The 26625-nt window shown below is 67.0% G+C and carries 23 protein-coding genes and 1 tRNA gene; 12 read left to right on the top strand and 12 right to left on the bottom strand.

Annotated features, from left to right (window positions below):
- Nucleotides 1-285 precede the first annotated feature (285 nt).
- The 4 genes from ACXU4B_RS12225 to ACXU4B_RS12210 form a co-directional block, all read right to left on the bottom strand.
- Nucleotides 286-771 carry a hypothetical protein gene (locus tag ACXU4B_RS12225; protein ID WP_131412155.1) on the bottom strand — a complete coding sequence of 162 codons (486 nt, stop codon included), beginning with the start codon at nt 769-771 and terminating at the stop codon, nt 286-288.
- Between the two features lie 124 nt (nt 772-895).
- Nucleotides 896-1819 carry a 30S ribosomal protein S6--L-glutamate ligase gene (gene rimK / locus ACXU4B_RS12220; RefSeq protein WP_131412157.1) on the bottom strand — a complete coding sequence of 308 codons (924 nt, stop codon included), beginning with the start codon at nt 1817-1819 and terminating at the stop codon, nt 896-898.
- Entirely contained in the window at nt 1816-2271 is a 456-nt protein-coding gene (locus ACXU4B_RS12215; RefSeq protein ID WP_131412159.1) for an ATP-dependent zinc protease family protein, read from the bottom strand. Before ACXU4B_RS12215 ends, rimK begins: the two co-directional genes overlap by 4 nt.
- Nucleotides 2272-2328: 57 nt before the next feature.
- Nucleotides 2329-2402, bottom strand: a tRNA-Gly gene (locus ACXU4B_RS12210).
- A gap of 240 nt (nt 2403-2642) precedes the next feature.
- On the opposite strand from ACXU4B_RS12210, the gene ACXU4B_RS12205 reads away from it, so the two are divergent.
- The 5 genes from ACXU4B_RS12205 to ACXU4B_RS12185 all read left to right on the top strand — a co-directional run bounded on the left by ACXU4B_RS12205 (nt 2643) and on the right by ACXU4B_RS12185 (nt 9432).
- Nucleotides 2643-4973, top strand: coding sequence for a FecR family protein (locus ACXU4B_RS12205; RefSeq protein WP_131412161.1), 2331 nt, complete (start codon nt 2643-2645; stop codon nt 4971-4973).
- A 94-nt stretch (nt 4974-5067) separates the two neighbouring features.
- Nucleotides 5068-5268, top strand: a complete 201-nt coding sequence (gene thiS / locus ACXU4B_RS12200) for a sulfur carrier protein ThiS (RefSeq protein WP_131412163.1) — start codon at nt 5068-5070, stop codon at nt 5266-5268.
- A gap of 64 nt (nt 5269-5332) precedes the next feature.
- Entirely contained in the window at nt 5333-6133 is an 801-nt protein-coding gene (locus tag ACXU4B_RS12195; RefSeq protein WP_131412165.1) for a thiazole synthase, read from the top strand.
- 8 nt (nt 6134-6141) lie between these two features.
- On the top strand, nt 6142-6858 hold the full coding sequence (trmB, locus tag ACXU4B_RS12190) for a tRNA (guanosine(46)-N7)-methyltransferase TrmB (protein WP_131412167.1): 717 nt from the start codon (nt 6142-6144) through the stop codon (nt 6856-6858).
- A gap of 756 nt (nt 6859-7614) precedes the next feature.
- The gene (locus ACXU4B_RS12185) at nt 7615-9432 is read left to right on the top strand and encodes an SLC13 family permease (protein ID WP_131412867.1); all 1818 of its coding nucleotides are present in this window, start codon (nt 7615-7617) and stop codon (nt 9430-9432) included.
- Nucleotides 9433-9460: 28 nt separating this feature from the next.
- Here the strand turns inward: ACXU4B_RS12185 and ACXU4B_RS12180 are convergent, their stop codons facing one another.
- Nucleotides 9461-9805 carry a Rieske (2Fe-2S) protein gene (locus ACXU4B_RS12180; protein ID WP_131412169.1) on the bottom strand — a complete coding sequence of 115 codons (345 nt, stop codon included), beginning with the start codon at nt 9803-9805 and terminating at the stop codon, nt 9461-9463.
- A 78-nt stretch (nt 9806-9883) separates the two neighbouring features.
- Here ACXU4B_RS12180 and ACXU4B_RS12175 point away from each other — a divergent pair, with 78 nt between their 5' ends.
- From ACXU4B_RS12175 to ACXU4B_RS12160, 4 genes are all read left to right on the top strand, one after another.
- Nucleotides 9884-10156: a hypothetical protein gene (locus ACXU4B_RS12175; RefSeq protein ID WP_131412171.1), complete on the top strand. Its 273-nt coding sequence runs from the start codon at nt 9884-9886 to the stop codon at nt 10154-10156.
- Between the two features lie 123 nt (nt 10157-10279).
- Nucleotides 10280-11158 carry a methylated-DNA--[protein]-cysteine S-methyltransferase gene (locus ACXU4B_RS12170; RefSeq protein ID WP_131412173.1) on the top strand — a complete coding sequence of 293 codons (879 nt, stop codon included), beginning with the start codon at nt 10280-10282 and terminating at the stop codon, nt 11156-11158.
- Between the two features lie 137 nt (nt 11159-11295).
- Entirely contained in the window at nt 11296-12216 is a 921-nt protein-coding gene (gene yedA / locus ACXU4B_RS12165; protein WP_131412175.1) for a drug/metabolite exporter YedA, read from the top strand.
- A gap of 112 nt (nt 12217-12328) precedes the next feature.
- Complete coding sequence (locus tag ACXU4B_RS12160; protein WP_131412870.1) at nt 12329-13717, top strand: short-chain fatty acid transporter; 1389 nt, start codon at nt 12329-12331, stop codon at nt 13715-13717.
- Between the two features lie 215 nt (nt 13718-13932).
- On the opposite strand, the gene ACXU4B_RS12155 is transcribed toward ACXU4B_RS12160, so the two are convergent.
- From ACXU4B_RS12155 to ACXU4B_RS12140, 4 genes are all read right to left on the bottom strand, one after another.
- Nucleotides 13933-15249, bottom strand: a complete 1317-nt coding sequence (locus ACXU4B_RS12155) for an ABC transporter permease (protein ID WP_131412177.1) — start codon at nt 15247-15249, stop codon at nt 13933-13935.
- Between the two features lie 10 nt (nt 15250-15259).
- Entirely contained in the window at nt 15260-16426 is a 1167-nt protein-coding gene (locus ACXU4B_RS12150; RefSeq protein WP_131412179.1) for an ABC transporter permease, read from the bottom strand.
- A gap of 10 nt (nt 16427-16436) precedes the next feature.
- On the bottom strand, nt 16437-17123 hold the full coding sequence (locus tag ACXU4B_RS12145; RefSeq protein ID WP_131412181.1) for an ABC transporter ATP-binding protein: 687 nt from the start codon (nt 17121-17123) through the stop codon (nt 16437-16439).
- A 77-nt stretch (nt 17124-17200) separates the two neighbouring features.
- Complete coding sequence (locus ACXU4B_RS12140) at nt 17201-18448, bottom strand: efflux RND transporter periplasmic adaptor subunit (protein ID WP_131412183.1); 1248 nt, start codon at nt 18446-18448, stop codon at nt 17201-17203.
- A gap of 233 nt (nt 18449-18681) precedes the next feature.
- Between ACXU4B_RS12140 and ACXU4B_RS12135 the strand changes: the two genes are divergently transcribed.
- The 3 genes from ACXU4B_RS12135 to ACXU4B_RS12125 all read left to right on the top strand — a co-directional run bounded on the left by ACXU4B_RS12135 (nt 18682) and on the right by ACXU4B_RS12125 (nt 21446).
- Nucleotides 18682-19368 carry a fumarylacetoacetate hydrolase family protein gene (locus ACXU4B_RS12135; RefSeq protein WP_131412185.1) on the top strand — a complete coding sequence of 229 codons (687 nt, stop codon included), beginning with the start codon at nt 18682-18684 and terminating at the stop codon, nt 19366-19368.
- A 97-nt stretch (nt 19369-19465) separates the two neighbouring features.
- Nucleotides 19466-19876 (top strand): large-conductance mechanosensitive channel protein MscL, encoded by a 411-nt coding sequence (mscL, locus tag ACXU4B_RS12130; protein WP_131412187.1) that lies wholly within the window; start codon nt 19466-19468, stop codon nt 19874-19876.
- A 130-nt stretch (nt 19877-20006) separates the two neighbouring features.
- Nucleotides 20007-21446, top strand: a complete 1440-nt coding sequence (locus ACXU4B_RS12125; RefSeq protein ID WP_131412189.1) for a M20/M25/M40 family metallo-hydrolase — start codon at nt 20007-20009, stop codon at nt 21444-21446.
- Between the two features lie 71 nt (nt 21447-21517).
- On the opposite strand, the gene ACXU4B_RS12120 is transcribed toward ACXU4B_RS12125, so the two are convergent.
- From ACXU4B_RS12120 to ACXU4B_RS12110, 3 genes are all read right to left on the bottom strand, one after another.
- On the bottom strand, nt 21518-24622 hold the full coding sequence (locus ACXU4B_RS12120; protein ID WP_131412191.1) for an efflux RND transporter permease subunit: 3105 nt from the start codon (nt 24620-24622) through the stop codon (nt 21518-21520).
- A 61-nt stretch (nt 24623-24683) separates the two neighbouring features.
- Nucleotides 24684-25814, bottom strand: a complete 1131-nt coding sequence (locus tag ACXU4B_RS12115) for an efflux RND transporter periplasmic adaptor subunit (RefSeq protein ID WP_165583226.1) — start codon at nt 25812-25814, stop codon at nt 24684-24686.
- A gap of 281 nt (nt 25815-26095) precedes the next feature.
- A complete protein-coding gene (locus ACXU4B_RS12110; protein WP_131412193.1) occupies nt 26096-26584 on the bottom strand; it encodes a MarR family winged helix-turn-helix transcriptional regulator in 489 nt (162 codons plus the stop codon).
- Nucleotides 26585-26625: the final 41 nt, after the last annotated feature.

The following is a 26625-nucleotide window of genomic DNA, read 5'->3' as shown; positions in this document are numbered from 1 at the left end:
TACGCAGCCGGCGGATGGCCGGCCGAGGTGTCAAGCTTAACAAGCTTGCACGGGGGAAAGGGGGCCCGGGCCCAATAAGGCCGGGCCGGGCAAAGAAAAAGGCCCAGGCGGATCGACTTGACGTCGTGCGCCTGGGCCCAAGCTACTGCCCCGATACCGAAATCTGCTGTCACCAGACCTTGCGGTTGAAGTGCCGAGCAAATTGCAGTGCAAGCTTTATAGGGGTGCCACGGTTACAGGGTGGTTAACCCGTACTCACTTCGGCGTTAACCCCGGACCGGGTCCTCAATGACCGCCAACGGCGTTCTGCACCTGCTTGCTGTTCTGCAGGTAGCGCTGCGCCTGGCCGTTTTCCAGCTGGATTTCACGGTTGGTACGGCACACCGTCTTGGGAATGTTCGATCCCATCGGCTTGACCTGCTCGCAGACCTCGCGGTTGGCATCGCTCCTGGTCAGGATCGCGTTGACTTCCGACTGGTTGTTGTACAGCTCCACCTTGGAGGCGGAATCCATCGCGTCGACGGTGCCGAATTTCTCGTAGAGCGACTGCATGTTGCTGAGGTCGCGCTCGACCGTTTCGTGCTCGGTCTTGCCAACGAACTCGAAACGCCCGCCCGGTGTCATCTGCTGGCGCACATGGTCCGCCACGGCGGCGAATTCGTCCTTGGTGTTGGCCTTCACATCAGGCTTGGCTTCCTTGGCCTGTACGGCGGCCACCTGCATCAGAACCATCATTGCCGCCACCAGCGGCAACCAGAGCTTGCGCTTCATGTACTTCCTCCCGGACCTGCCGTACCCCCCCTTGGGGCACGCTTCGCAGGAACGGCCGATGGTATGTGCCGCGATGGCCGCAGGAAAGTGTCTCCAGTCATCACGGAATATTCACGTCCGGTGATCACTCCGTGCGCGTGGCGCGCCGCCGCGGCAGCGGGGCCGCCTCGGCCTGGACCGTCTCCGTTTCGAGCAGGGCAATGATCGCCGCGGCCACATCCACGCCCGTGGCTGCCTCGATGCCCTCCAGGCCCGGCGAGGCATTGACCTCGAGGATCAGCGGGCCGCGCTTGGAGCGCAGCATGTCGACGCCTGCCACGCCCAAGCCAAGAGCGCCGGCTGCCTGCACGGCGATGCGGCGCTCTTCCGGGCTCAGGATGGCCTTGCTGGCGGTGCCGCCACGATGCAGGTTGGCGCGAAATTCTCCGGGGCTGGCGTCGCGCTGCATGGCGGCGACGACCTTCTTGCCGACCACGAAGCAACGCAGGTCACTGCCCTTGGCTTCGGCCACGAACTCCTGCACGAGGAAGTTGGCGTAGAGCCCACGGAATGCCTCGATCACGCTCTGCGACGCGCTCTTCTTTTCCGCCAGCACCACGCCGGTGCCCTGGCTGCCCTCGTTGAGCTTGATCACGTGCGGCGGCTCGCCAAGCATGGCGAGTACGTCGGCGGTGTCGTCGGGGTTGTCGCCGAATACCGTCGCGGGCATGTCCAGCCCCTTGGCAGCGAGCATCTGCAGCGAGCGGAGCTTGTCGCGCGCGCGCAACACCGCATCGGATGAATTGGGCGTGTACACGCCCATCATCTCGAGCTGTCGCAACACGGCCGTGCCATAGAACGTGCTGGTGACGCCAATGCGGGGAATCACCGCATCGATGCCACGCAACGCCTTGCCCTTGTAGCGGATGGACATGTTGCCCGGCGCGATGCGCACATAGCAGCGCAAGGGGTCGAGCACGCGCACGACATGGCCGCGCTCGCGTGCAACGTCGACCAGGCGCTGCGTCGAATAAAGGCGGGTGTTGCGGGAAAGGATGGCAATCTTCATGAAACACCCGTCTGCCCGGCCGTCACCGGCCGGGGCTGTGTATAGGAAAGCGCAGGATCGACGGCAAACCGGCCGTGCAGCGCCGTGCGGCCCAGCAGCATGGGAAACAGCATATGCCGCCGGTCGGTCAGGTTGATGTCGACGGCAAACCGCTGGCCGGCCAGCCACACGTCGGTGCGAATGAACCAGCGCAGCGTGCGACGGCCGCCGGTGTCGGTCACGGCCCTCCGGTCCAGCGCCGGCGCTTCGCATGAGACGCCCAGGCGATGCCGGCCGCCCACGTTCACCGCGAATCGCAGCCAGGTCTCGCCATCGCGCTCGAACGTCTCCAGCGCGTCCACATGCAGCGAACTGCTGCGCGCGCCGGTATCGAGTTTGGCCTTGAGCAGGCTGATGCCAAGAGCCGGCAACGCCAGGCGCTCCCGCCAGCCGAGGGTGATCACATCCGCCATTTTCAGCGCACGCCGCAGGGTTACGTGAAAGGGAGCTCGGTGGGGTCGGGAGCAAGTTGGAGCGGGTGAAGGGAATCGAACCCTCGTCAGTAGCTTGGGAAGCTACAGCTCTACCATTGAGCTACACCCGCAACGCCGGGCGATGGTAACCCGGGACTGCATGCCTTTGGAACCGGCCGCGCAGCCGAACACGGCATGAACCGGACATGGCGGCCCGCTGAATCATCGCGTGGACAAGGCTTGCCAATACCTGCCCACTTGGCCACGCCCGTACTCATAATGCTGCCGTCAGCGTCCGGGTACTCCCACACGTTTTACGGACTGACAAACTCGCCCGCGCGACATCGTCGCGCCTTGCTCCGGAGAACCCGATGCGTGTGTTTCCTGCTTCCCCCACGTCGCCGCGCGGCTGGCGATGGCTGGCGGCGGCGCTGATGATCGGCGTCTGCAGCTTCGTGCAGGCGCAGGACCAGGGCCCGGACGATGGCGGCGCCGGCGATCCGCCGGCCCGCGTGGCGCGCCTGTCGTACCGCAGCGGCGATGTGGGCCTGTTGCCGGCCGGCTCGCAGGACTGGGGCGATGCCAGTCTCAACCGTCCGCTGACCACGGGCGACCGCCTGTCCACCGGGCAGGGCTCGCGCGCCGAGCTCGAACTGGGCGGTGGAACCCTGCGCATGGCCGACGATTCGGACTTCGGCTTCCTGACCCTCGATGACCAGCGGACCCAGGTCGAGGTCACCAAGGGCACGCTCAACCTCGCCGTGCGCGGCCTGGCCGAAGGCCAGAGTTACGAGATCGACACGCCTACGGTCGCGCTGGTGGTGGACCAGCCCGGCACGTTCCGCGTGGATATCAGCGACAACGGCAAGTCCACGCGCGTGATGGCGCTGGAAGGGCACGCCACCGTGTACGGCGAGAACGGCGCGCAGCGCAGCGTCAATGCGGGCCGCAGCTACGAATTTCCCGATGCGTCGCTCGACAACGTCGTACTCAGCGACGTCGACGGCGGCGACGACTTCGACGCCTGGTGCAACAGCCGCGACCATCGCTACGAGCGCCCGCAGGCCGGCCAGTACGTCTCCAACGACGTGGTGGGCTACCAGGACCTGGACCAGTACGGCAACTGGCAGGCCGAACCCGACTACGGACAGGTCTGGTATCCGTCCAACGTCGCTGCGGACTGGGCGCCGTATCGCAACGGCCACTGGGCCTATATCGGGCCCTGGGGCTGGACCTGGGTGGACGATTCGCCGTGGGGCTTTGCGCCGTACCACTACGGCCGCTGGGCCTATATGCGCGGTCGCTGGGGCTGGGTGCCGGGACCGATCGCCGTGCGCCCGGTGTATGCCCCTGCCCTGGTCGCCTTTGTCGGCGGCGCCGGATTCGGCGTGTCCGTCGGCGTCGGCGGCGCGCCGGTGGGCTGGTTCCCGCTCGGCCCGGGCGAGGTCTACAACCCGTGGTATCACGCCAGCCGCGGCTACTACACCAACGTCAACATCACCAACATCTACGTGCGCGGAAACCGCAACGTGGTGATCAACAACATCAACAACCACTACAACTACTTCCGCGGCGGCCGGCCGATGCCGAACGAGCGCTATTTCAACCGCGAGGCGCCGCACGCCTTCACCGCCATGTCCGGGCGCGATTTCGCCGAGGCGCGCAACGCGCAGCGCCATATGGTCGCGGTCGACCCGCACCGGTTTGCGTCGGCGGCCATCATGCCGCGTGGCGCAGGCGTGCAGCCGGAACGCGCCAGCTTTGCGCCGCCGCGCGCCGAGTCTGCCCGCAGGCTGCCGCCGGGCGGATTCCAGCGCGAGGTGGTGGCCCGCGGTACGCCGGCCGCGCCCATGTCCGGCCGCGGCCCGATGAACAACCGGGCGGACAATCCGCGCGCCTTCCAGGGGCCGTCCAACGTGCGCATGCTCAATGGCCCGTCGGCGGACAATCGCCCGGGCGGAGCCGGTCGCGCCGGTGACCGGCCGGGCTTCGATCGCTCCAGTCCCCAGGAGCGCGGGGCCTTCGCCGCGCCAGCTGTGCGCCAGCCCGCGCCGTCGGACAACGAACGCCCCGCCATGCGCCCGGGCGAACTGCCTTCGGCCCGCTTTGCCCGCCCGCGTGGCGACATGGCCACGGGCGATCGGCCGGCACCGGCGGACCGCCCGTCTCCCGGCAACCAGCCGCGGCCGGGGGTGAGCTATATCCCAGGCGCCGAGTCTGATCGCGCAGCGAGAAACCAGCCTGGCCCGGGCACCCTGCCCAACCCGCCGCGTTTTGAGCGCGCGACGGAGGGCCAGCCCGCCGTGCAGGAGCGCGCCCGCGGAGCGGTCAATCAGGACTACTCGCCGCGCTTCCAGCGCGACAACGCCGCGGCACGCCCGGTGATGCAGGAGCCGCGCCCCATGCAGCCGCCGCAGCCCGCGCAGGAAAGCGCCCGCGCCCCGATGAACCAGGAAAGCTCGCCGCGTTTCCAGCGCGACAACGCGGTCGCACGGCCCATGCCGCAGGAGCCGCGCAACGTGCCGCAGCCGCGCGGCTTTGAACCGCCACAAGGCGGCTATCAGCCACCGCAGCGGGGCTACGAACCGCCCCGCGGCAATCCGCAACCGCAGCCGCAGCCGCACCCGGCGCAGAACGGCGGCCAGCATGAATCATCGGGACACGAGGACCGTCGCCCGCCCCACAAGGACGATCAACACTGACGCGACCTTCGCATCAGCCCCAAGAGCCCGGCCCGCGCCGGGCTTTTTTCTTGCCGGCCCCGGCATCCGGGGCGCCAGCCGCTACAATGTTCGGATGCACATCACGCTCAATGGCAGTCCGCGCGACTGCGCCCCCGCCCTGACCGTCGCCCAGTTGCTGCAGGAAGCCGGTTACGGCACCCGCCGCGTCGCAGTCGAAGTGAACCACGAGATTGTCCCGCGCAGCCTGCACGCCAGCCACGGGCTGGCCGAGGGTGACCAGGTCGAGATCGTCCACGCCATCGGCGGCGGTTGATCGCCGCGCTTTCCGCTCCCACGCGGCGCCGACCGGGCGTCGCCCGCAGCCCAAGACACCCACGATGAACACCAAGACGTTCGATTCCGCCGATCCACTCGTCATCGCCGGCACCAGCTATGGCTCGCGCCTGCTCACCGGCACCGGCAAATACAAGGATTTCGACGAAACCCGCCGCGCCACCCAGGCTGCCGGCGCGGAAATCGTCACCTTGGCGATCCGCCGCGTGAACATCGGCCAGGACGCCAGCCAGCCCAACCTGCTCGATGCGCTGCCGCCGGATGAATTCACCCTGCTGCCCAACACCGCCGGCTGTTACAACGCGGTGGACGCCGTGCGCACCTGCAGGCTTGCGCGCGAGCTGCTGGACGGCCATAAGCTGGTGAAACTGGAAGTGCTCGGCGACCAGCGCACGCTGTTCCCGGATGTGGTGGAAACGCTGAAGGCCGCGGAGACCCTGGTGGCCGATGGCTTCGACGTGATGGTCTATACCAGCGACGACCCGATCCTGGCCAGGCGCCTGGAGGAGATCGGCTGCGTAGCGGTGATGCCGCTGGCCGCGCCGATCGGTTCCGGGCTGGGCATCCAGAACCGCTACAACCTGCTGGAAATCATCGAAAACGCGAAGGTGCCGATCATCGTCGACGCTGGCGTGGGCACGGCCTCGGACGCGGCGATCGCGATGGAGCTGGGCTGCGACGGCGTATTGATGAACACCGCCATCGCCGGTGCCCGCGACCCGGTGCTGATGGCCCACGCCATGAGACTCGCGATCCAGGCGGGGCGCGCGGCATTCAAGGCCGGGCGCATTCCGCGCAAGCGTTTCGCCTCGGCCTCGTCGCCGATCGACGGCACCATCGGCTGATTGAGCGCATGAGCGATACGCACGACCACGACCAGGACGGGCAGCAGCCGGGTTACATGCGGCGCATCCGCAGCTTCGTGCTGCGCGAGGGCCGCATGACGCCGGCGCAGCAACGCGCGTTCGACGCGCACTGGGCCCGTTTTGGCATCGACTACACCGGTACCACGCAGGACTTTGCCGCCCGCTTTGGCCGTACGGCGCCGCTGGTGCTGGAGATCGGCTTCGGCAATGGCGAGGCGCTGGCGTGGGCCAGCGAACACGACCAGGCACGCGACTTCATCGGCGTGGAAGTCCATGGCCCCGGCGTCGGACGACTGATGAATGCACTGGCCGCGCGCGACGCCGGCAACGTGCGCCTGTACAAGCACGACGCGGTGGAAGTGCTCGAGCATGAGATCGCGCCGGGCACGCTGGCCGAGGCGCGCATCTGGTTTCCCGACCCGTGGCACAAGAAGCGCCACAACAAGCGCCGCATCATCCAGCCCGAATTCGTCGCCCTGCTCGCCTCGCGCATGGCACCCGATGGCCTGCTGCATCTGGCCACCGACTGGCAGGCGTACGCCGAGCACATGCTCGAAGTCATGGAAGCCGCGCCCGCCTGGCGCAATGCGATTGCGGCCGGGCAATACGCTGAAAAACCCGCATGGCGCATCGAAACGCATTTCGAGCGGCGCGGGCTGAAGCTCGGCCATGGCGTGTGGGATCTGCTGTACCGAAAAGTGTAAGGGCGCGTCGACGCGCTCGCCTCTGCGGGGAAAGGGTTGGGGTGAGGGGCCACGCTAGCCTCACCCTCCCTGCGAGCGAACCACCGCCTCAGGCAAACGTACCGCGAGCACCCGCCCCTCACCCCAGCCCTCTCCCCGACGGGGAGAGGGAGAAGTGTGGTGCCTCGCAGAAATCCAAGGCTTCCAGCCAAGAGGGCGTAGCGACGTTCCGCTTTAAGTCCTCTTCGCGACGGCGCGTTGCGCAGCGCTACGGTGTACCTGCTCTGTCGCGGCGGAGGTTGCCAAGCAACAACCGCCCTCAAGCGTTCGGGCTTATCCCATCAGAGTGCTGCCAGCCTTTAAGGCCATTTTCTTTGGGTTACTTTTCTTTTGGGCCAGCAAAAGAAAAGTGACTCGAGCGCCGGCAGGCGATCGAAACGCCCGCCGCGTAGGCGGCAAACTCGCGGGATCGCACGAGACGACTGCCAACCACTGACGAAACCGGGTCGCGCCCTGCACCGGGACGACGGATCGGATGGCACCGTAAGGCGAGCACCCACCCCTCACCCCAACCCTCTCCCCGCCGGCGAGAGGGAATCAAGGCGCTGCATTCCAAATAACGACGCGGTTCACCAGTCATCGCAGCGACCCGCTTATACTCCCGACTCAAACAGGGACGAGTCATCGCAGCGTGAAGCTCCCACTGCCCGCATCCATCCGTCGCCAGGACGCCCCACCGGGGGGCGCTCGCTAGTGGGACTCGCCCTCACCCCCGAAATGGTCCTGGTGCTCGGGCTGGTGGCCTTCACCATGCTGATGCTGGTGCTGGAATGGATCCGCGCCGACATGGTGGCCCTGCTGGTGGTGGTGGTCATCGGCCTCACCGGCCTGATTCCTTCCGAGCGGGTGTTCAACGGCTTCGCCGGTAACGCCGTCATCGCGATCATCGCGATCATGATCATGGGCGCGGGCCTGGACCGGGCCGGCGTCCTGACCCTCACGGCCAGCTTCGTGATGCGCATGGCGCGCGGCGTGGAGTCGCGACTGGGACTGGTGATCAACCTGGTGACCAGCCTGTTCAGCGCGGTGATTCCGAGCCAGGCGCTTGCGGCGCTGATGATTCCGGTCACCAGCCGCCTGGCCGCGCGCACCGGCGTTCCCATCTCGCGGCTGCTGCTGCCGATGGCGTTCTGCATCCTGACCGCCACCAACACCACGCTGATCGCCAACTCGCCGCTGATCGTGCTCAACGACCTGGTGGCCAGCGCCAACGCCAACCTGCCGGCCGGTGCGCACACGATCCCGAAGTTCGGCCTCTTCAGCGTCACGCCCGTGGGCCTGGTGCTGGCCTTGACCGGCGTTGGCTTCTTCTACTTCTTCGGCAAGAAGCTGCTGCCCGAACGCGAGGACGAACGCCTCAAGGTGACGCCCGGCCGTACCGAGAGCTACTTCGCCGATACCTACGGCATTGTCGGCGAAACGGCGGAGCTCACCGTGACGGCGGAAAGCCCGCTGGTGGGTATGAGCATCGGCGAGGTGGAGCAGCTGTATGGCGCGCCGCTGATCCTCGCCATCAAGAGCGGCAACGATGCGCGCATGGCGCCGCCCGCCGACCACGTCATCTGGGTCGGCTCCGTGCTCGGCGTGCTGGGCCCGCGCGAGCAACTCAACCAGTTTGCCAACAACCAGCTGTGCAAGCTGTCGCCGCGCATGCGCCAGCTCGGCGAGCTGTTCAATCCGACGCGGGCCGGCATTTCCGAGGCGGTGATCCCGCCCAGCTCGCGCTTCCTCAAGCAGACCGTGGGCGACCTGCGCCTGCGCAAGCGTTACGGCATCTCGGTGCTTGCGGTGAATCGCGGCGACCAGGTCTACCGCGACGACGTCCGCTCGGTGAGCCTGCGCGCCGGCGACACGCTGGTGCTGCATTCGAGCTGGCGTGACCTGTCACTGGCCAGCGAAGACAAGGACCTGGTGGTCGTCACCGACACGCCCAAGGAAGAACAGCGCCCCGGCAAGATCTGGCAGGCCGTGGGCTTCTTCGTGCTGGCCAAGTGCCTGGCCCTGTTCACCCATCTCGACCTTTCGGTGGCGATGATGACCGGCGCCATCGGCATGCTGCTCACCGGCGTGCTGAACATGGACGAGGCCTACAAGGCGATCAACTGGAAAACCATCTTCGTCACCGCCTGCCTGATCCCGCTGGGCTGGTCGATGGACGCCACCGGTGCCGCGGCATGGCTGGCGCAGCAAGTGCTGCAGCACCTGGGCCATACCTCGCACTGGATCCTGCAGTTGTCGCTGGCCGTGCTGACCCTGCTGTTCTCGCAGGTGATGTCCAACGTCGGCGCGACGGTGATGATGGTGCCGATCGCGATCAGCGTCGCCGTGGCCACCGGCGGCAATCCGTCCGCCTATGCCTTGATCGTCGCCATCTCGTCGTCCAACACCTTCCTGCTCAGCTCCGGCCACCCTGCCCTGATGATGGTGGCGGGTCCGGGCGGCTATCGCGGCAAGGACTTCCTGCGCGTGGGCCTGCCGCTGACCGCGCTGGTACTGGTGATTACCCTGGTGGCAATCAACCTGATGTATCACTGAGCTGGCCGTCTCCGCTGGACGGGCCTGCTCAGCCGTCGAGCCACACCTCGCCGTCGGCGACGCGCACGCCGACTGCACGGAGATGCTCGCCGCGGCATGGACCACCGACGCACAGTCCATCGTCGTCATTGAAGGATGCGCCGTGTGCCGCGCAGACCAGCAGGTGGTCCTTGATGAGGAACTTGCCGGGCGCCCAGTCGAGTCGGCGACCGGCGTGCGGGCATATGTTGAGATAGGCGCGCACGCCGTCATGGCGTCGAATGACGATCACGTTTTCCTCGCCATCGCGCAGCACGGCATCGACGGCAATCGCGCCACCGTCGGGAATATCGTCCAGCCGGCAGAGCGCCTGGTCGGGTGCAGCTGTATCCATCGGCACTTGCCTCTTGAGCCTCAAGGCTCCATCGTTACGCAGGTAAGTCCTTGATTTTACCACACGGATTTTTAACACATGCATTTTTCGCTACCGCTGCCGCGCCGGTCCCGTCATCCGCTGGTTCGTGCCCTGTCGCTGGTCATCGGACTGGCCCTGGTTGGCGTGTTGATGGTGTTTGGCCTGGTGGTGGCCGGTGTGCTGCTGGTGGGCGGCAGCCTCGTTTATGCGCTGCGCCAGTGGTCCCGCTCGCGCGCCTCGCTGTCGCCGGCCGGACGTCGCACCCGTGCGCCGGAAGTCATCGAAGGCGAGTTCGTGGTGCTGCACCAGAACCGCCACGCCACGCACTGAGCGTCGCCCGGCGGCAAGCGCGTGCCGTGTCCGGGCCTGCAGCCCACCGTCGAGAGCAAGATCCGGATGGCCGTCATGTCGGGCGGCCACTAGGCTGAACCCATTCGCTTTCCGGACGACGACATGACTGCCCGCAACGCCACCGATATTGCACTGGAACATGTCCGCTCGCTGATCGAGTGCGCCGACGAAGCGCCCACCCTGCAGGCGCTGGCGCACGAGGCGCGGCTGAGCCCGAGCCACCTGCAGCGCGCATTTCGGCGGCGCTATGGCATGAGCCCCGCCGAATACCACCGCGCCCGCCGCTTCGGCCAGTTCAAGGCGGCACTGCGCGAAGGCGCCGCCGTGACCGACGCGGTGTACGACGCCGGCTTCGGCTCCGGCAGCCGCGTGTACGAACACAGCGACCGCCTGCTGGGCATGACGCCGGCCAGTTATCGCGCCGGCGGCGCTGGCGCCGACATCCGCTACACCACGACCGGCACGCCACTGGGTCGATTGCTGGTCGCCACCACCACCCGCGGCATCTGCTCCGTCACGCTGGGCGATACCGATGCCGAGCTCGAGCAACGCCTGGCCGATGAATTTCCGCACGCGGCCCGCCAGCGCATCGACGCCGGGCGCGAGGAATGGCTCGACGCGGTGATTGCACGCATTGCCAGCGACCTGGGCTGGAGCGATGCGCGGGCACCTGCCCTGCCGCCGCTCGATGTCGCGGCCACCGCGTTCCAGTGGCGCGTATGGGAGGCGCTGACGCGCATCCCCGCCGGCGTCACCAAGAGCTACGGCGAACTGGCTGCCGAACTGGGCATGCCCGGGGCAGCCCGGGCTATCGGCAACGCGTGCGGCAACAATCGCCTGGCCCTGATCGTGCCCTGCCACCGGATCATTCGCGAGGACGGCTCACTGGGCGGCTGGCGCTGGGGCGTGGAACGCAAGCGCGCGCTACTGGCGAGCGAACGGCGGGACGATGCCCGCCGCTCGCGCTCTGTCGCCGCGTAGACGCGACCACGGGTTGAGCTTGGCTCAACGCAGCCTTGCAGAAGCCTCGCTTCTGCCCGCGTGGTGACCGGACTATCTTCGCTGTGTCTGTAAACTATGCGGTGCATCCACCCCGCGATGCCTCCTTCTTGCGACCCATGACCGACACTGCCACGACCTCCGCTGCCACGGCGGCGCCCACTCCTGTTGCCGATGCGCGCGTGCTGGTGCCGCTGGCGCTGCTGGCCCTGTATGTGATCTGGGGCTCGACCTACCTGGGCATCCGCTTCGCGCTGGAAAGCTACCCGCCGTTCCTGCTGGCGGGCATTCGCTTTCTCGGTGCCGGCATCGCGCTGATCGCTTTCCTGCGCCTGCGTGGCGCCGCCCTGCCGACACGCCGCCAATGGCGCAACGCCGCGTGCACCGGCGTGCTGTTGCTGGGCTTCGGCAATGGGCTGGTCTGCTTCGCGGAACAACATGTGAGTTCCGGCATCGCCGCCGTGGCCGTCGCGAGCATGCCGCTGTTTGCGGCGCTGTTCTCCGGCATGTACGGCGAGTGGCCGAACCGCCGCGAGACGGTCGGCCTGGTCATCGGCTTCGTCGGCGTGGTCGTGCTCAATCTGGGCAGTGGCCTGTCCGGTTCGCGCATCGGCGCGTTCGCCTTGCTCGTGGCGGCGATGAGCTGGGCCTTCGGCTCGGCATGGAGCCGCCGCCAGGACATGCCGTCGGGCCCGATGAACACCGCGGCGCAGATGTTGTGCGCCAGCGTGGCACTGCTGCTGGTTGGCCTCGTCACCGGCGAACAGCTGCCGGCGCATCCCACCGTGCGCGCGACGGCGGCCGTCGTCTACCTCGCCGTGTTCGGCTCCATCGTCGCTTTCAGCGCTTACCTTTATGTGCTCAAGCATGCGCGCCCGGCGCTGGCGACCAGCTATGCCTATGTGAACCCGCCGGTGGCCGTGCTGTTCGGCGTGATGCTCGCCGGCGAGCATGTCGGTCCCTACGATCTGGCCGGCATGGCGATCATCCTGCTCGGCGTGGGCGCGATCACGCTGGCACGGCAGCGTCGCGCCCGCTGAGCGGCGGCAACAACCCGTTCGACCATCGTCGGCTTGCCGCGCCTGCACGCGGCGCTCACCATGGCCCGATCCTTGGTCGGGGGCACCCATGAACGCGACGAACGATGGCCTGATGGCGCGCGCCGCATTGCGCAGCGCGGCCTGGTCGGAACGCTGGTTTCCCGACGCCTGGGTTTTCGCCGCGCTGGGCGTGGACATCGTTGCGGTGGCCGCCCTGGCCTGTGGCGCGACACCGGGCGTGACGGTGAACGCGTTTGGCGACGGCTTCTGGAGCCTGATCCCGTTCACCATGCAGATGGCCTTCGTGGTGATTGGCGGCTATGTCCTCGCTACCGCGCCGGTGATCGCCCGCCTCATCGACGTGCTCGCGCGCGTGCCGCGCACGGGCCGCGGCGCGATCTGCTATGTGGCGCTGGTGAGCATGCTCGCGTCGCTGCTGTCGTGGGGCTTCTCGCTGGTGTTCGGCGGTTTGCTGGTGCGGGCGCTGGCCCGCCGCAGCGATCTGCGCATGGACTACCGCGCGGCCGGGGCGGCCGCGTACCTGGGGCTCGGCGCCGTGTGGGCCATGGGCCTTTCTTCGTCGGCGGCCCAGTTGCAGGCCAACCCCAAGAGCATGCCGCCAGGACTACTCAAGATCACCGGCGTGCTGCCCTTCAGCGAGACCATTTTCCTGTGGCAGTCGATCGCATTGACGACGGTGCTGATCGCCGTGTCACTGCTGGTCTGCTGGTTGACCGCGCCATCCGACCAGCATGCGCGCACGGCGGAGGATTTCGGCGTCGTGGAAACCGCCACGCCCACGCTGCCTCCGCGCCAGCGTCCCGGTGAGTGGCTGGAATACAGCCCGTTGCTGTCGCTGCTGATCGGCCTGCTCGGCCTCGGTTGGCTGGGTCATGAATTCGCCAGCAAGCCGGCAGTCGTGGCGATTGCCAGCCTCAACACCTACAACTTCCTGTTTCTCACGCTGGGCCTGCTGCTGCACTGGCGGCCGCGCAGCTTTCTCAATGCGGTGGCGCGGGCGGTGCCGGGCACGGCGGGTGTGCTCATCCAGTTTCCCCTTTATGGCAGTATCGCCGCGCTGCTGACGCAGGCACCGGGTGCGGGCGATGCGACGCTGTCGCACCGGCTTTCGGGCCTGTTCGTGCATGTGGCGTCCACCGAAACGTTCTCGCTGGTGATGGGCGTCTATTCGTCCATCCTCGGCTTCTTCGTGCCTTCCGGCGGTGGCAAGTGGCTGGTCGAGGCCCCTTATGTGATGCAGGCGGCCAATGACCTGCACGTGCACCTGGGCTGGGCCGTGCAGGTGTACAACGCGGCCGAGGCGCTGCCGAACCTGATCAATCCGTTCTGGATGCTGCCGCTGCTGGGCGTGCTGGGCCTGAAGGCGCGCGACGTGGTCGGCTTCACCTTCATGCAGCTGCTGGTGCATGTGCCGCTGGTGCTGGGCTTGCTGTGGGCGCTGGGGCTGACGTTGACGTATGTGCCGCCGGTGATGCCGTAGGGCTGGTGGGGGTTGCGCAAGACCCGCACCCTCACCCAACCCCTCTCCCCGAGGGAGAGGGGCTAAGGCAGCGTCAAAAGAAGGAACCCTTCTCCCGCCGGGAGAAGGTGCCGGCAGGCGGATGAGGGTTCGGGCGAAGCGCGAGTAGTAAAGACTGCGCAGGCCCCGCACCCTCACCCCAACCCCTCTCCCATGGGGAGAGGGGCTCTTCGGTCTTACAACTCGCGCAGTGCGGTGGTCACCGGCAAGCGTGCCGCGCGCACCGCGGGGAACAGGCCGCCGATGAAGCCGATGGCCAGCGCCCATTTCAGTCCGGTCCATAGCAACGCAGGCGAGACCTTCAGCTCGAAGCTGAGCTTGCCGACGGTGCCTGCGGCGAGGGTCGAGGCGCTGTAGCCATTGAAGATCAGCCAGGCGAGCAGTCCGCCGATGACGCCGCCGATCAGCGCCAGCAACATCGTCTCCAGCATCACGGCCACCACGACCGGCAGGCCGCGAAAGCCGATCGCCCGCAGCGTGGCGATTTCCCTGGCGCGCGCGGCCACCGCCGCGAACATGGTGTTGAGCGCGCCGAACATGGCACCGATGGCCATGATCAGGCCCACGGTAATGCCCATGACGCGGATCACCTTGGTCATGCCTTCGGATTGCTTGCTGAAGTAGTCGAGCGTAGTGCTCACGTCCACCTTCAGCTGCGGATTGCCGTCCAGTTCGGCCTTGAACGCGTCGTAGGCCTTCGGGTCGGCAAGGCGCACCGTCACCGAGGCACGGCTGCTGCCGCGGCGGTAGGTGTCGGCGACCACGCTGGCGTCGCCCCACACTTCCGATTCCATCGCATCGCCCGAAGCAAACACGCCCACTACGTTCCACTGCTGGCTTCCCAGCTGGATCGTATGGCCCGGCTCGAGTCCTGCGAATTGCTTGGCCGCGCCCTTGCCGACGATCAGCTCGCGCATGCCCGGCTGGAAGTTGCGTCCCTGCACGATCTTCACGTCGGGGCGTACGGCGAATGCCTGTTCGCCGACGCCACGCAACTGCACGCTGCCTTCGTCGTCCGCGGTGCCGCCCTTGATCGGAAGATTGGCGGCCACGACGATTTCGGGCGAGGCGATGGGCTGCCCCTTGGCATCGCGGGCAATGCCGTGGGCCTGGGGAATCAGCGTCACGCTGTCGTGATCGAGCACCGACATCACCTCGGCGGCAGACGAACCGCGCATCACGATGGCGGTGTCGACGCTGCCGGTCTTGCGCAAGGTCTCGGCATAACCCTCGCCCATCGCCAGCAGCGCCACCAGCACGCCCACCACGCCGGCGATGCCGATGACGATGACCGCCGACGAACCCAGCCGCTGGCCCAGCGTGCTGATGCCTACGCTCGCCACCGATGCGGCCTGATGGCCACGACGGGTGAAAGCCATCCAGCATGCAAACAACACCACCAGCGCCGCGACGGCGTACCACGGCAGCAGGATCCAGACGGCCAGCACGGCGACGATCAGCAGTACCAGGAGGATATTGGTCACTATGTTCATGGGGATCTCCTCAGCGTCCTGCCAATGCATCGACGATGTTCAGGCGCATGGCGCGCAGCGCCGGAAACGCACCGACCAGCAGCCCGATGGTGATCATCAGCAGCAGGCCCAGCGCCCAGCTGCCACCGCCCACGACAGGCAGGTTCAGCATGCCGCCGCTGCCCGCGCTCACGATGGGAATGAGCAGCGTCGCGAGGCCCAGCCCGATCACGCCACCGATGAGCAGCAGCAATACCGACTCGGCCAGCACGATCGCCAGCACGCTGTGGTTGGAGAAGCCAATCGTCTTGAGCACGGCCAGCTCGCTGGTGCGTTCGCGCACCGCCTGCATCATGGTGTTGCCCGAGAGCAGCAGCAGCGTGAAGAACACCGCGCCCATGATGGAACCGACGATCAGGCCGATGTCGGCCAGCTGCTTCATCCAGTTGGCGGTGGCCGCCTGCTCGGTCTGCGTGCGCGTCTCGTGGTCGGAGTTGACCGAGATGGCGTCGATGGCCTTGGCCACCCGGTCGGCCTGGTTCACGTCGGCCACGCGCGTCACGTACCAGCCCACGGTGCCACGATTGAACGGCGTGGTCTCGTCGAAGTACTTCCAGTGCAGCAGCAGCAGCTGGTCGTAGAAGCCGCCAGCCTTCTTGTCCTTCGAATGCATGATGCCGGCGATGTCGAAGGTCCAGTTCTTGCTGCCCTGGCGATTCGGGAAGATGGTCGACTGCAGCGGAATCTTGTCGCCCACTTTCCAGTGGAAGCGCTTGGCCAGCGTCTCACCCACCAGCACGCCGGTGCGGGTGTCATCGAACGTCTTGCGCTCGGCCGCACTCACTTCGATCTCGGGATAGAGGTCGATGTAGTTCGGTTCCACCGCAAAACTGAACACCTGGTTGTGCGGGTCCTGGTAGGCGCCGCCGAACCAGTTGGCGTAGGTGACCATCTTGACGCCCGGCACCTGGGCAATCTGTGATTCCAGCGACTGCGGCAGCGTCTGGATGAAGGAAAGCCTGGAACCGGTCTGGAGGCGCTGCGCGCCGTTCGCGCTCTGGCCGGCCTGGTTGAATGACGTACGCACCGCGTCGAGCATGCCGAACAGCAGGAACGCGGCAATGATCGACACCAGCGTCAGTATCGTGCGGGCCTTGCGCCGGAACAGCGCCGCCCAGATGAGATGGAGATATTTCATCGCCGCATCCTCACGCCATGGCCTGCTCAACCAGCGTGCCCTTGTCCAGGTGCAGCGTGTGGTTGGCGTACTCGGCCGCCTTGGGATCGTGCGTGACCATCACGATGGTCTTGCCGTGCTCGCGGTTGAGCACGCGCAACAGGCCCAGCACTTCCTCGGCGGACTGACGGTCCAGGTCGCCGGTGGGCTCGTCGCAGACCAGCAAGGTGGGGTCGGACACGATGGCACGGGCAATCGCCACGCGCTGCTGCTGGCCGCCGGAAAGCTCGCTCGGCTTGTGCGAGGTACGGTCGCCAAGGCCCACCAGCTGCAGGGCGATGGAAGCGTTCTTGCGCCGCTGCGCCGACGACAGCTTGGTCAGCAGCAACGGCAATTCGACGTTGCGCTGGGCCGACAGCATCGGCATCAGGTTGTAGAACTGGAACACGAAGCCCACGTGCGAGGCGCGCCACTTCGCCAGCGCACCGCCGCCCAGCTGGTCCAGGCGCTGTCCGGCCACCGTGATGCTGCCGCCGGTCGGCGAATCCAGCCCACCGATGAGGTTCAGCAGCGTGGTCTTGCCCGAGCCCGACGGCCCCATCAGCGCGAGGAAATCGCCTTCGGCAATGTCGAGGTTGATGTGGTGAAGCACTTCCACTTTCTGCCTGCCGCGCTCGTACACCTTGGAAAGGTCGCGGGTTTCGATCAACGTGCCCATGCTTATGCTCCCGAGTCGATTGGCGTGGCATCGCCCACTGCGATGCGCTCAGTCATGCGCTGCGGCCTGGTATCCGCCTACTCCTTCGGCTTCGCGGGCATGGCCACGCGCGAGCCGTCCTTCAATGCCTCCGGTGGCGAAACCACCACCGTGTCACCCACCTGCACCCCGGCGGGCAGCAGGCGCAGGTCGCCCTGGTTCGATGCGGCGGGCGCCACCGTGCGCTGCTGCGCCGTGCCGCCGCTGACCACGAACACCACCGCGTGCCCGTCGCGCTGGACGACGGCCGACGACGGCACCAGCGCGCCCTGCGGGGCCTGCGCGCTCGGCTGCGCCTGTTTCGATTCGAGGAAGGACACGCGCACGCCCATGTCGGGCACGATGCGCGCGTCCTTGTGCTCCAGCGCCACGCGCACTTTCACCGTGGCCTTGCCGCGGTCGGCCGCCGGCACGATGGCGATGACGTGCGCCGGAATCTTCCAGTCCGGATAGGCATCGAGCACGGTATCGGCCGGCATGCCCGGCTTCACGCGGCCGATATAGGCCTCGTTGACGTCCACGTCCACCTCCAGCGAATCCATGTCGACGACGGTGCCGATGCCGGTGCGGGTGAAGCCGCCGCCGGCGGAAAACGGGGAGACGATTTCGCCGATCTGCGCGTCCTTGGTGGTGATCACGCCGTCGAACGGCGCGCGGATCACGCAGTAGTCGTAGTTGACGCGTGCCTCCACCACCTGCGCCTCGGCCGAGGCCGCGTTGCGTTGCTGCGAGAGCAACTGCGCGCGCGTGCTGTCGACCAGGGTGCGGGCCTGCTCGGCGACTTGCCTGGCGACCAGCCCCCGGTCGGCGAGTGCTTCCATGCGCACGGCGTCGCGCGAGTTTTGCGTGACCTGCGCCTGGTACTGCGCAACCAGCGCGTGCGCGGCATCGGCCTGGGTGCGCGCGGCTTCCAGCGCCGCCTTGTATTGCGAGTCGTCCAGACGCGCCACGATCTGCCCCTGCTTCACATGGTCGCCTTCCTCGATCAGCACCTGGGTCAACGTCCCGGTGATCTGCGCCGACACCGTGGCCTGCCGCCGCGCCGTGACATAGCCGGTGGCCTGCAGCACGGCGCCGGCGGCGGCGTTCGCGGCAGGCGATTGCGCGGTGGCGGTCTGTACCTCCAGCGCACGATGCCCGGTCAACAGCCAGCCACCCAGTCCGACCAGCACCAGCACCAGCAACACGCCGCCAACGATCCAGGGCCAGCGGCCCGGTCCATGGCCATGTTCCTCGCGCTGGTGTTTCTCTATGCGCAGTTCCTTCAGTAGATCCGCATTCGCCACAGTCGCTCCCTGCCGGCACGCGCCGGTTGCACGATGCATCACACGATGACGGAGCCACCGCCTTGCGGCCAGAGCCCCCCATCAGCCATTGACGATGACAGCTGTCACCCGCGGCCCCAGGCCGCTCCCTGGCCCGCCCGGTTTTACTCGCAAGCGCCCCCGGAGAAAAGCTGACGCGGCACCTGAGTGTCCCGTATGGGGCGGGCCGGGGCAAACTGGTACCCTTGGCGACCATGTCCTACGCCATCACGCCCCCGACGGTTCCGAGCCTGCCGATCATTGGCAGCGACCAGCGTTTTCCGGTACGCCGGATCTTCTGCATCGGCCGCAACTACGCCGAGCACGCCCGCGAAATGGGCGCCGTGGTCGACCGCGACACGCCGCTGTTCTTCTGCAAGCCCGCCGACGCGGTGGTCACCGACGGCGCCGACGTGCCCTACCCGCAGGCCACCGGTGATCTCCACCACGAGGTGGAAATGGTGGTGGCGCTGGGCGGCGGCGGCCGCGACATTCCGCTGTCGCAGGCGGCCAGCCTGGTCTGGGGTTACGGCGTGGGCCTGGACCTGACCCGTCGCGACCTGCAGGCCGTGGCCAAGGTCAAGAGCCATCCCTGGGACGTGGCCAAGGCGTTCGACCATTCCGCGCCGGTCTCGGCGCTGCGTCCGGCCGGCGCGGTGACGCTGACCGACGATACGGCGATCAGCCTGACGGTCAACGGCCAGCCGCGCCAGCAGGGCCGGCTGGGCGACATGGTGCATGGCGTGGCCGAGGTGATCGCCATCCTGTCGACGCTGTTCGAACTGAAGGCCGGTGACCTGATCTTCACGGGCACGCCGGCAGGTGTCGCGGCGCTACAGCGCGGCGACAGCTTCCACGCCGAACTGGCGGGGGTGGCCACGCTGGACGGCCGCGTCGCCTGAGCCCTGCCACGGCCCCACCCGGCGAAGGTCCTGTCGCCCGCGGGCCGTGCTGAGCTAGAGTTCCCTCGCCATCCGCAGCGTATCGAGGGAGTGAAGCATGAGCATGCTCAAAGAGTTCAAAGAATTCGCCATGCGCGGCAGCGTCATCGATCTCGCCGTCGGTGTGGTCATCGGCGGCGCCTTCGGCAAGATCGTCACGTCGCTGGTGGACCAGATCATCATGCCGCCGATCGGCTACATCACGGGCGGCATCGACTTCTCGCAGATGAAATGGGTGCTCAAGCCCGCGGACAACAGTGACCCGGCGCACAAGATAGCCGAGGTGGCGATTGGCTACGGCACCTTCATCAACACGCTGATCCAGTTCGTCATCATCGCGTTTGCGATCTTCCTGGTGGTGAAGGCGATCAACAAGCTCTCGCGCCGCGAGGAAGCCGCGCCTGCACCACCGCCGGCCGACGTCGTGCTGCTCACCGAGATCCGCGACCTGCTGAAGACCAGGCCGTAGCCCGTGCCGTTCATGCCAGTCGGCCAGGCCTCGTGCCTGGCCGCCTGCGTATGGCGGGCAGCATGACTTCTGGCCTAAGCGCATCGGGCCGGGCACGCCATAATCGACGTTTCCGCCCAAGGAGTCCCCGATGCGCCGCCTCCCGCTTTCCCTGCTCGCCGCCAGCCTGATGCTCGCCATCGGCACGGCCAGTGCCGCCACCCAGACCACCATCCCCGCTGCAGCCGTAAAGACGGCCGAACAGCTTCGCGACAAGGCGATGGGTGACAACACCGCTTTCGACATCGTCCAGTCGGTGACGACGGAAGTGGGCGCGCGCCTGGCCGGCAGCCCGGCCGACGAACGCGGCCGCGAGTGGGCCATCGCCAAGTTCAAGGCGCTGGGCTTCGACAAGGTCTATACCGAGCAGGTGAGCTATCCGCTGTGGCAGCGTCGCAGCGAGCATGCCGAGATCGTCGGTCCGTTCCCGCAGTCGCTGGACCTGATCGCGCTGGGCTACTCGGCCGGCACGCCCAAGGGTGGCCTCACGGCCGAAGTGGTGAAGTTCGACAGCCTCGAAGCCCTCAAGCATGCCGACCCGGCCAGCGTGAAGGGCAAGATCGTCTACGTCGGCACCCGCATGGAGCGCCACCGGGACGGCCACGATTACGGCATCGGTTCGGGCATCCGCGTGGGCGGGCCGGTGCTCGCGTCGCAGATGGGAGCCGCCGGCTTCCTGCTGCGCTCGGCGGGCACCGATGCCAACAGCCGCACGCCGCATACCGGCGTCACCGGTTTCAAGGATCCCAAGGAAGCGATCCCCGCCGCCGCGCTGTCCAATCCCGATGCCGACCAGCTCGAGCGCGTGCTGGCCTACGGCAAGCCAGTCTCCATCAAGCTTGACCTCGATTGCGGCATCACCGGCATGTACACCGGCGCCAACGTGATCGGCGAGATCACCGGACGGAAGCACCCGGACCAGGTGGTGGCCATCGGCGGTCATCTCGACTCGTGGGACCCGGGCACCGGCGCCATCGATGACGGCGCGGGCGTGGCGATCGCCATGGCTGCCGCCAAGCTGATCGGCGAACTGCCGCAGCGCCCCGATCGCACCATTCGCGTGATCGCCTTCGCCAACGAGGAAATGGGGCTGTGGGGCGGCCGCGCCTACGCGGAAAAGCATGCCAAGGACGTGGGCAAGTTCCAGCTGGGCACGGAATCGGATTTCGGCGCGCGCAAGGTTTGGCGCATGAGCGCCAGCGTGAAGCCGGAAGCGCGTGGCGCGATCGACCAGATCGCGCAGGTGCTGGCGCCTGTGGGTGTCGCTTACGACGCCAAGATGCCGGGTGGCGGCGGCTCCGACCTTTCGCAGATGCACGGCAAGGGCATGGCCGCGCTTTCGCTGACGCAGGATGGCACCGACTACTTCGACTACCACCACACCGCCAACGACACGCTCGACAAGATCGATCCGAAGGAGCTGGCTCAGAACGTGGCCGTGTATGCGGCGTTCTCGTACATGGCCGCGCAAGCGAACGGCGACTTCGGCTCGGCGCCGGGTGCCTTTGCGAAGGACGGCGCGGGCGAATAATCCGCCCTCCCTCGCACGCAGAAGGGCGGCCCGCGGGCCGCCCTTTTTTTGCCTGTCGCCTGCGTCAGCCCTTATTCGTTGACGGCATCGACCTGCGGAGCGGCGCGGCTGCGCGAGAAGCGCTCGTGCAGGCGATCCAGGTAGAGGTAGATCACCGGTGTCAGGTACAGGGTCAGCACCTGCGACACCAGCAGGCCGCCGACCACGGCCAGGCCCAGCGGGCGCCGCGTCTCCGCACCGGCGCCAAGCCCCAGCGCAATCGGCAAGGTGCCGGCGAAGGCGGCCATGGTGGTCATCATGATCGGACGGAAGCGCACGTGGCACGCCTCGACGATGGCGGCGGCAGGCGTCATGCCGCCATTGCGCTGCCGCTCCAGCGCGAAGTCGATCATCATGATCGCGTTCTTCTTCACGATGCCGATCAGCATCACGATGCCGACGAAGGAGAACAGGTCGAGCGGCGCACGGAAGATCATCAGCGTGAGCAGCGCACCGACACCGGCCGATGGCAGCCCCGAGAGGATGGTCAGCGGATGGATGAAGCTTTCATAGAGGATGCCCAGCACCAGGTAGATCACGAACAGCGCGAGCACCAGCAGCAGGCCCATGCCCTGCATGGATTCCTGGAAGGCCTGCGCCGTGCCCTGCACGCTGCCGGTGACCGACGCGGGCAGGTCGAGCTTCCTCATCGCGCCGCCGATGCTCTGCACCGCCTCGCTCAGGCTGACGCCGGGTGCCAGGTTGAACGACACGGTCACGGCGGGAATCTGCCCCTGGTGGTTCACCGTCAGCGCCTGCGGCCGGCGCTCGAAACTCGCCACGGCATTGAGTGGCACCAGGGTGCCGCTGCCCGAGGTGACGTAGAGCTGCGACAGCACGTCCGGATCGTTCTGCAACGCGTAATACACCTGCAGGATCACCCAGTACTGCGATGACGCGCCATAGATGGTGGAGATCTGGTTGGCGCCGAATGCCGAACCCAGCGCGCTCTGCACCTGGTCCATGGTCAGGCCCAGCGTGCCCAGCTTGTCGCGGTCCACCTTGACCACGATCGACGGGCCATTGAGGTCCAGGTCGCTGGTGACGTCCTGGAAACCAGGCAGCTTGCTGAAGGCCGTGATCACCTTGCCCGCGGAACCGTAGAGCGCCGCCGTGTCGATCGACTGCAGCGTGTACTGGTATTGCGCCTTGGACTGGCGGCCACCCACCTGGATCGACGGCGGGTTCTGGATATAGGCGCGGATGCCCGGCACTTCGGCAAACTTCGCCCGCAACTCCTGGATGATGCCGTTGGGATCGAGTTTGCGCTCGCTGGCGGGTTTGAGCCGCAGCAGGATCGAGCCGTTGTTGGTGGTGGTGCGGGCGCCGCCGCTGCCCACCGACGACATGTAGGCCTCGATGTTGGGGTCCTTGGCCACGATGGCGGTCAGCGCCTGCTGGCGCACCGCCATGCTGGCCACCGAGCTGTCGTCCGGCCCCTCGATATTCACGTTGAGTTGGCCCGAATCCCCGGCGGGGATGAAGTCCTTGTCGACCACGACAAACAGCAGCGCGGTTGCCAGCAGGCTGCCGAAGAACACGCCCAGCACGAAGCGCGGATGGCCCACGGCCCAGGCCAGCGAAGTGGCGTATCCGCGCCGCACCCGCTCGAAGCCGGCATCGAACCAGAGCACCACGCGCGCCTTTTTCTCATGCTCCGCATGCTTGAGGAAGCGGCTGCAAAGCATCGGCGTCAGGGTGATCGAGACGAAGCCCGAGATCAGGATGGCCACGCTCAGGGTGACGGCAAACTCATGGAACAGGCGGCCGACGATGCCGCCCATGAACATCACCGGCAGGAACACGGCCACCAGCGACAGCGTCATGGAGAAAATCGTGAAGCCGATTTCGCTGGCGCCCTTGAGCGAGGCCTCGTAGGGGTCCATGCCTTCCTCGACATGGCGCACGATATTCTCGAGCATCACGATGGCGTCGTCGACCACGAAACCGACCACCAGCGTCAGCGCCAGCAGCGATAGGTTGTCCAGGCTGTAACCCAGCGCGAACATCGCGCCGAAGGTGCCGACGATCGATACCGGCAGCGCCAGGCCGGGAATCAGCGTGGCCGAGGCATTGCCGAGGAACAGGTAGATCACCAGCACCACCAGCACGCCCGCCAGCAGCAGGGTGAACTGCACGTCATCCACCGAGGCGCGGATCGACTCCGAACGGTCGTACAGCACGGCCATCCTGATCGACGGCGGCAGCGTGGCCTCGAATTGCGGCAGCGCGGCGCGGATGCGATCGATGGTGGCCACGGTGTTGGAGCCGGGCTGGCGCTGGATGGCCAGGATGATGGCGCGATCCTTGTTGTACCAACTCGCCACCTGGTCGTTCTGCACGCTGTCCTCGGCCTTGCCAAGGTCGGACAGCCTCACCGGCGCACCGTTGCGATAGGCGACGATGATGCTGTTGTAGAGGTTTGCGCGCTGCAGCTGGCCGTCCGAACGGATCGACAGCAACTGGCGGCTGCCGTTGAGCGAACCGGTGGCCAGGTTCACGTTGGCATTGGCGACTGCCGCCTGCACTGTGTCGATGCCAATGCCGCTCGCCGCCAGCTTCTGCGGATCGACGCTGATGCGCACGGCGTATTTCTGCGAGCCGTAGACGTTGACCTGGGCCACGCCGTCGATCATCGACAGGCGCTGCGCCAGCTGGGTCTCGGCATAGTCGTCCACCACCGACAGCGGCTGCGTCGCCGAGCGCAGCGTGAGGTAGAGGATGGGCGCGTCCGCCGGATTCACCTTGCGGAAGGTGGGTGGCGTAGGCATGTTGGTCGGCAGCTGGCGCAGCGCCGCGGAGATGGCCGCCTGTACGTCCTGCGCCGCACCGTCGATGCTGCGGTCCAGCTCGAAGGTCAGCGTGATCGAGGTGGAACCCAGCGCGCTGGTCGAAGTCATCGACTGGATGCCGGCGATGGTCGACAACTGGTTTTCCAGCGGCGTCGCCACCGCCGTGGCCATCGTCTCCGGTGCCGCGCCTGGCAGGCCTGCATTCACCGTGATGGTCGGGAAATCGACGTTGGGAAGTTCGTTCACCGGCAGCTTCGGGTAGGCCGCGACGCCGAACACCAACAGCGCGATCATCAGCAGCGTGGTCATCACCGGCCGGCGGATGCAGAGTGCGGGCAGGTTCATGCCTGGCCCCTCGCCCGCGGCACGATCACGACATTGGCGCCAGTGATGTTCATGGGCGCGCTCAACCGTTGCCGGTCACGATGCGCACACGCGCACCGTCCACCAGCAACAGCTGGCCATCGGTCACGACGCGCTCGTCGCCGCTCAGGCCCTTCTCGATCACGATCTGGCCGTTGCTGCTGGGGCCGGCGCTGACCATGCGCTGCTGCACGGTGTCGTCGGCGTTGACGACGAAGACAAAGCTGCCGAGCGGCGAGTTCTGCAAGGCCACCACCGGCACCGTCACCACGTTGGTGAGCCGCGTGGTCGGCAACACCACTTCGACGAACTGGCCCGGCGTGAGGTGATCATCGTGGTTGTCGTAGCGCGCCTTCAGCTGGATCGTGCTGGTGGTGATGTCCACGGCGTTGTTGATGAAGTCCAGCTCCGCCTGCATCGGCGGCAGCTTCGTGCCCGGAAGCGTGGCAGTCACCGGCACCGTGCCGCGCGCCATGCTTGCCTGTGTCCCTGCGAGCCCGGTTTCGGGAATGGAGAACGTGATGTGGATCGGGTGGATCTGGTTGAGCACCACGATGGACGTATCGTTCGCCGTGACCTGCGCGCCCGGGTACACCAGCGGCGCGCCGGCGATGCCATCGAACGGCGCCTGGATCTGCGCATAGCTGAGCTCGGTTCGCGCCAGCTCCACGGCCGCCTTGTCCGCCTTTACCGAGGCCAGGTACAGCCCTTCGTTGGCCTTGTAGGTGTCGTAGTCCGATTGCGATACGTAGCCCTTGCCGATCAGCAGCGAATAGCGCTTGAGCACGGCCTGCGCGTTGACCAGCTGCGCCTCGTCTTTGGCGAGGTTGCCCAGCGCCTGGTCAAGCTGCGCCTGCAGCAGGCTCGGGTCGATGCGGATGATCGTGTCGCCCTGCTTCACGTGGCCGCCGGGCTTGAACAGCAGCTCCTGCAACTGCCCGCTGACGCGCGCCTGCACGTTGACGGTGGAATAAGCCTCGGCGCGACCGATCACCTTGAGGGTGAGGTCCAGGTCCCCGCGATGCGCGGCCGCCACCCTGATCGGCACCGCGGCCGGCGCGCCATTGCCGTGCGCCGGCGCCGTTTCGCGCGACCGGCAGAACGACGTGACCATGGCAACGGCCACGAGCACTGCGACGATGAGTGCGGGTTTCTTCCAGGACTTGCGCTGCATGGGTTCTCCAGCCATCGGTCGCAGGCGTTGTGCCGACCATGCGCCGGGGCGTCACGATGTCGGCACAGAGTGTGTCACGGGGGAATGGGCTCCGCACCGTGCAAGCCACCAGCGCGCTGCGCCCGACATTGTGACCGCAGGCCATGCCGGCGGATGGCAGGACCGAAAGCACTTGCATTTCGCGCGCCACGCGGAGTGCGTCGGGCGAACGCAAATTTTGGTGGACGAAACGGGACGTCCAGCCGGCCAGAAGGCCGGGCGTCCGTCATCTGGATGTCACATCACACCGGCGGGCGCAAAGCGGCCGGGGCCTCCCGCTCGTCCGGCAAGGCCGACCCATCGAGCGCCTGCAGGTTTTCCTTGATGCGGTTGAGCACGGCCATGGCCTGTTCCATCTCGGACACGTCGATGCCTCGCGTGGCGTCCTTGCGCAGGCCCTGGGCGATAAGCTCCATGTCGGCCATGACCCCACGGGCCTGGTCGGTAATATGCAGTCGCCACGCGCGGCGATCCTTCGGGTCCGGGCGTCGCTCGACGAAGCCCGCGGCCTGCAGGCGATCGATCACGCGTCCCACCGCAATGGGCTCCATCTCGAGCAGTTCGGCCAGCTCGGTCTGGCGCAGGCCTTCCCGGTGGTAAAGCATCTTGGTGGCCCGCCACTGCGCGCGGGTCAGCCCGAATTTCACGGCGCGCCGGTCGAAGTGCTTGCGGAACAGCAAGGTCACATCGTTGAGCAGATAGCCAAACGAAATGTCTTCGGCCTTGGTCATGGCAATGATGTCAGTCCGCACCGATCAGGAGTAACGTCAAG

The organism is Dyella soli (assembly GCF_054482295.1).
This window is presented reverse-complemented; position numbering and strand designations above follow the sequence as displayed.

Bases quoted from the DNA above. Each gene is read 5' to 3' on its own strand.
- ACXU4B_RS12155 (WP_131412177.1), bottom strand. From the start codon at position 15,249: ATGAACATAGTGACCAATATCCTCCTGGTACTGCTGATCGTCGCCGTG.
- ACXU4B_RS12180 (WP_131412169.1), bottom strand. From the start codon at position 9,805: ATGGATACAGCTGCACCCGACCAGGCGCTCTGCCGGCTGGACGATATT.
- ACXU4B_RS12120 (WP_131412191.1), bottom strand. From the start codon at position 24,622: ATGAACCTGCCCGCACTCTGCATCCGCCGGCCGGTGATGACCACGCTG.
- ACXU4B_RS12115 (WP_165583226.1), bottom strand. From the start codon at position 25,814: ATGCAGCGCAAGTCCTGGAAGAAACCCGCACTCATCGTCGCAGTGCTC.
- ACXU4B_RS12175 (WP_131412171.1), top strand. From the start codon at position 9,884: ATGCATTTTTCGCTACCGCTGCCGCGCCGGTCCCGTCATCCGCTGGTT.
- ACXU4B_RS12135 (WP_131412185.1), top strand. From the start codon at position 18,682: ATGTCCTACGCCATCACGCCCCCGACGGTTCCGAGCCTGCCGATCATT.
- trmB (WP_131412167.1), top strand. From the start codon at position 6,142: ATGAGCGATACGCACGACCACGACCAGGACGGGCAGCAGCCGGGTTAC.
- ACXU4B_RS12215 (WP_131412159.1), bottom strand. From the start codon at position 2,271: ATGGCGGATGTGATCACCCTCGGCTGGCGGGAGCGCCTGGCGTTGCCG.
- ACXU4B_RS12125 (WP_131412189.1), top strand. From the start codon at position 20,007: ATGCGCCGCCTCCCGCTTTCCCTGCTCGCCGCCAGCCTGATGCTCGCC.
- ACXU4B_RS12150 (WP_131412179.1), bottom strand. From the start codon at position 16,426: ATGAAATATCTCCATCTCATCTGGGCGGCGCTGTTCCGGCGCAAGGCC.
- ACXU4B_RS12225 (WP_131412155.1), bottom strand. From the start codon at position 771: ATGAAGCGCAAGCTCTGGTTGCCGCTGGTGGCGGCAATGATGGTTCTG.
- thiS (WP_131412163.1), top strand. From the start codon at position 5,068: ATGCACATCACGCTCAATGGCAGTCCGCGCGACTGCGCCCCCGCCCTG.
- ACXU4B_RS12170 (WP_131412173.1), top strand. From the start codon at position 10,280: ATGACTGCCCGCAACGCCACCGATATTGCACTGGAACATGTCCGCTCG.
- yedA (WP_131412175.1), top strand. From the start codon at position 11,296: ATGACCGACACTGCCACGACCTCCGCTGCCACGGCGGCGCCCACTCCT.
- rimK (WP_131412157.1), bottom strand. From the start codon at position 1,819: ATGAAGATTGCCATCCTTTCCCGCAACACCCGCCTTTATTCGACGCAG.
- ACXU4B_RS12185 (WP_131412867.1), top strand. From the start codon at position 7,615: ATGGTCCTGGTGCTCGGGCTGGTGGCCTTCACCATGCTGATGCTGGTG.
- mscL (WP_131412187.1), top strand. From the start codon at position 19,466: ATGAGCATGCTCAAAGAGTTCAAAGAATTCGCCATGCGCGGCAGCGTC.
- ACXU4B_RS12110 (WP_131412193.1), bottom strand. From the start codon at position 26,584: ATGACCAAGGCCGAAGACATTTCGTTTGGCTATCTGCTCAACGATGTG.
- ACXU4B_RS12145 (WP_131412181.1), bottom strand. From the start codon at position 17,123: ATGGGCACGTTGATCGAAACCCGCGACCTTTCCAAGGTGTACGAGCGC.
- ACXU4B_RS12160 (WP_131412870.1), top strand. From the start codon at position 12,329: ATGGCGCGCGCCGCATTGCGCAGCGCGGCCTGGTCGGAACGCTGGTTT.
- ACXU4B_RS12195 (WP_131412165.1), top strand. From the start codon at position 5,333: ATGAACACCAAGACGTTCGATTCCGCCGATCCACTCGTCATCGCCGGC.
- ACXU4B_RS12205 (WP_131412161.1), top strand. From the start codon at position 2,643: ATGCGTGTGTTTCCTGCTTCCCCCACGTCGCCGCGCGGCTGGCGATGG.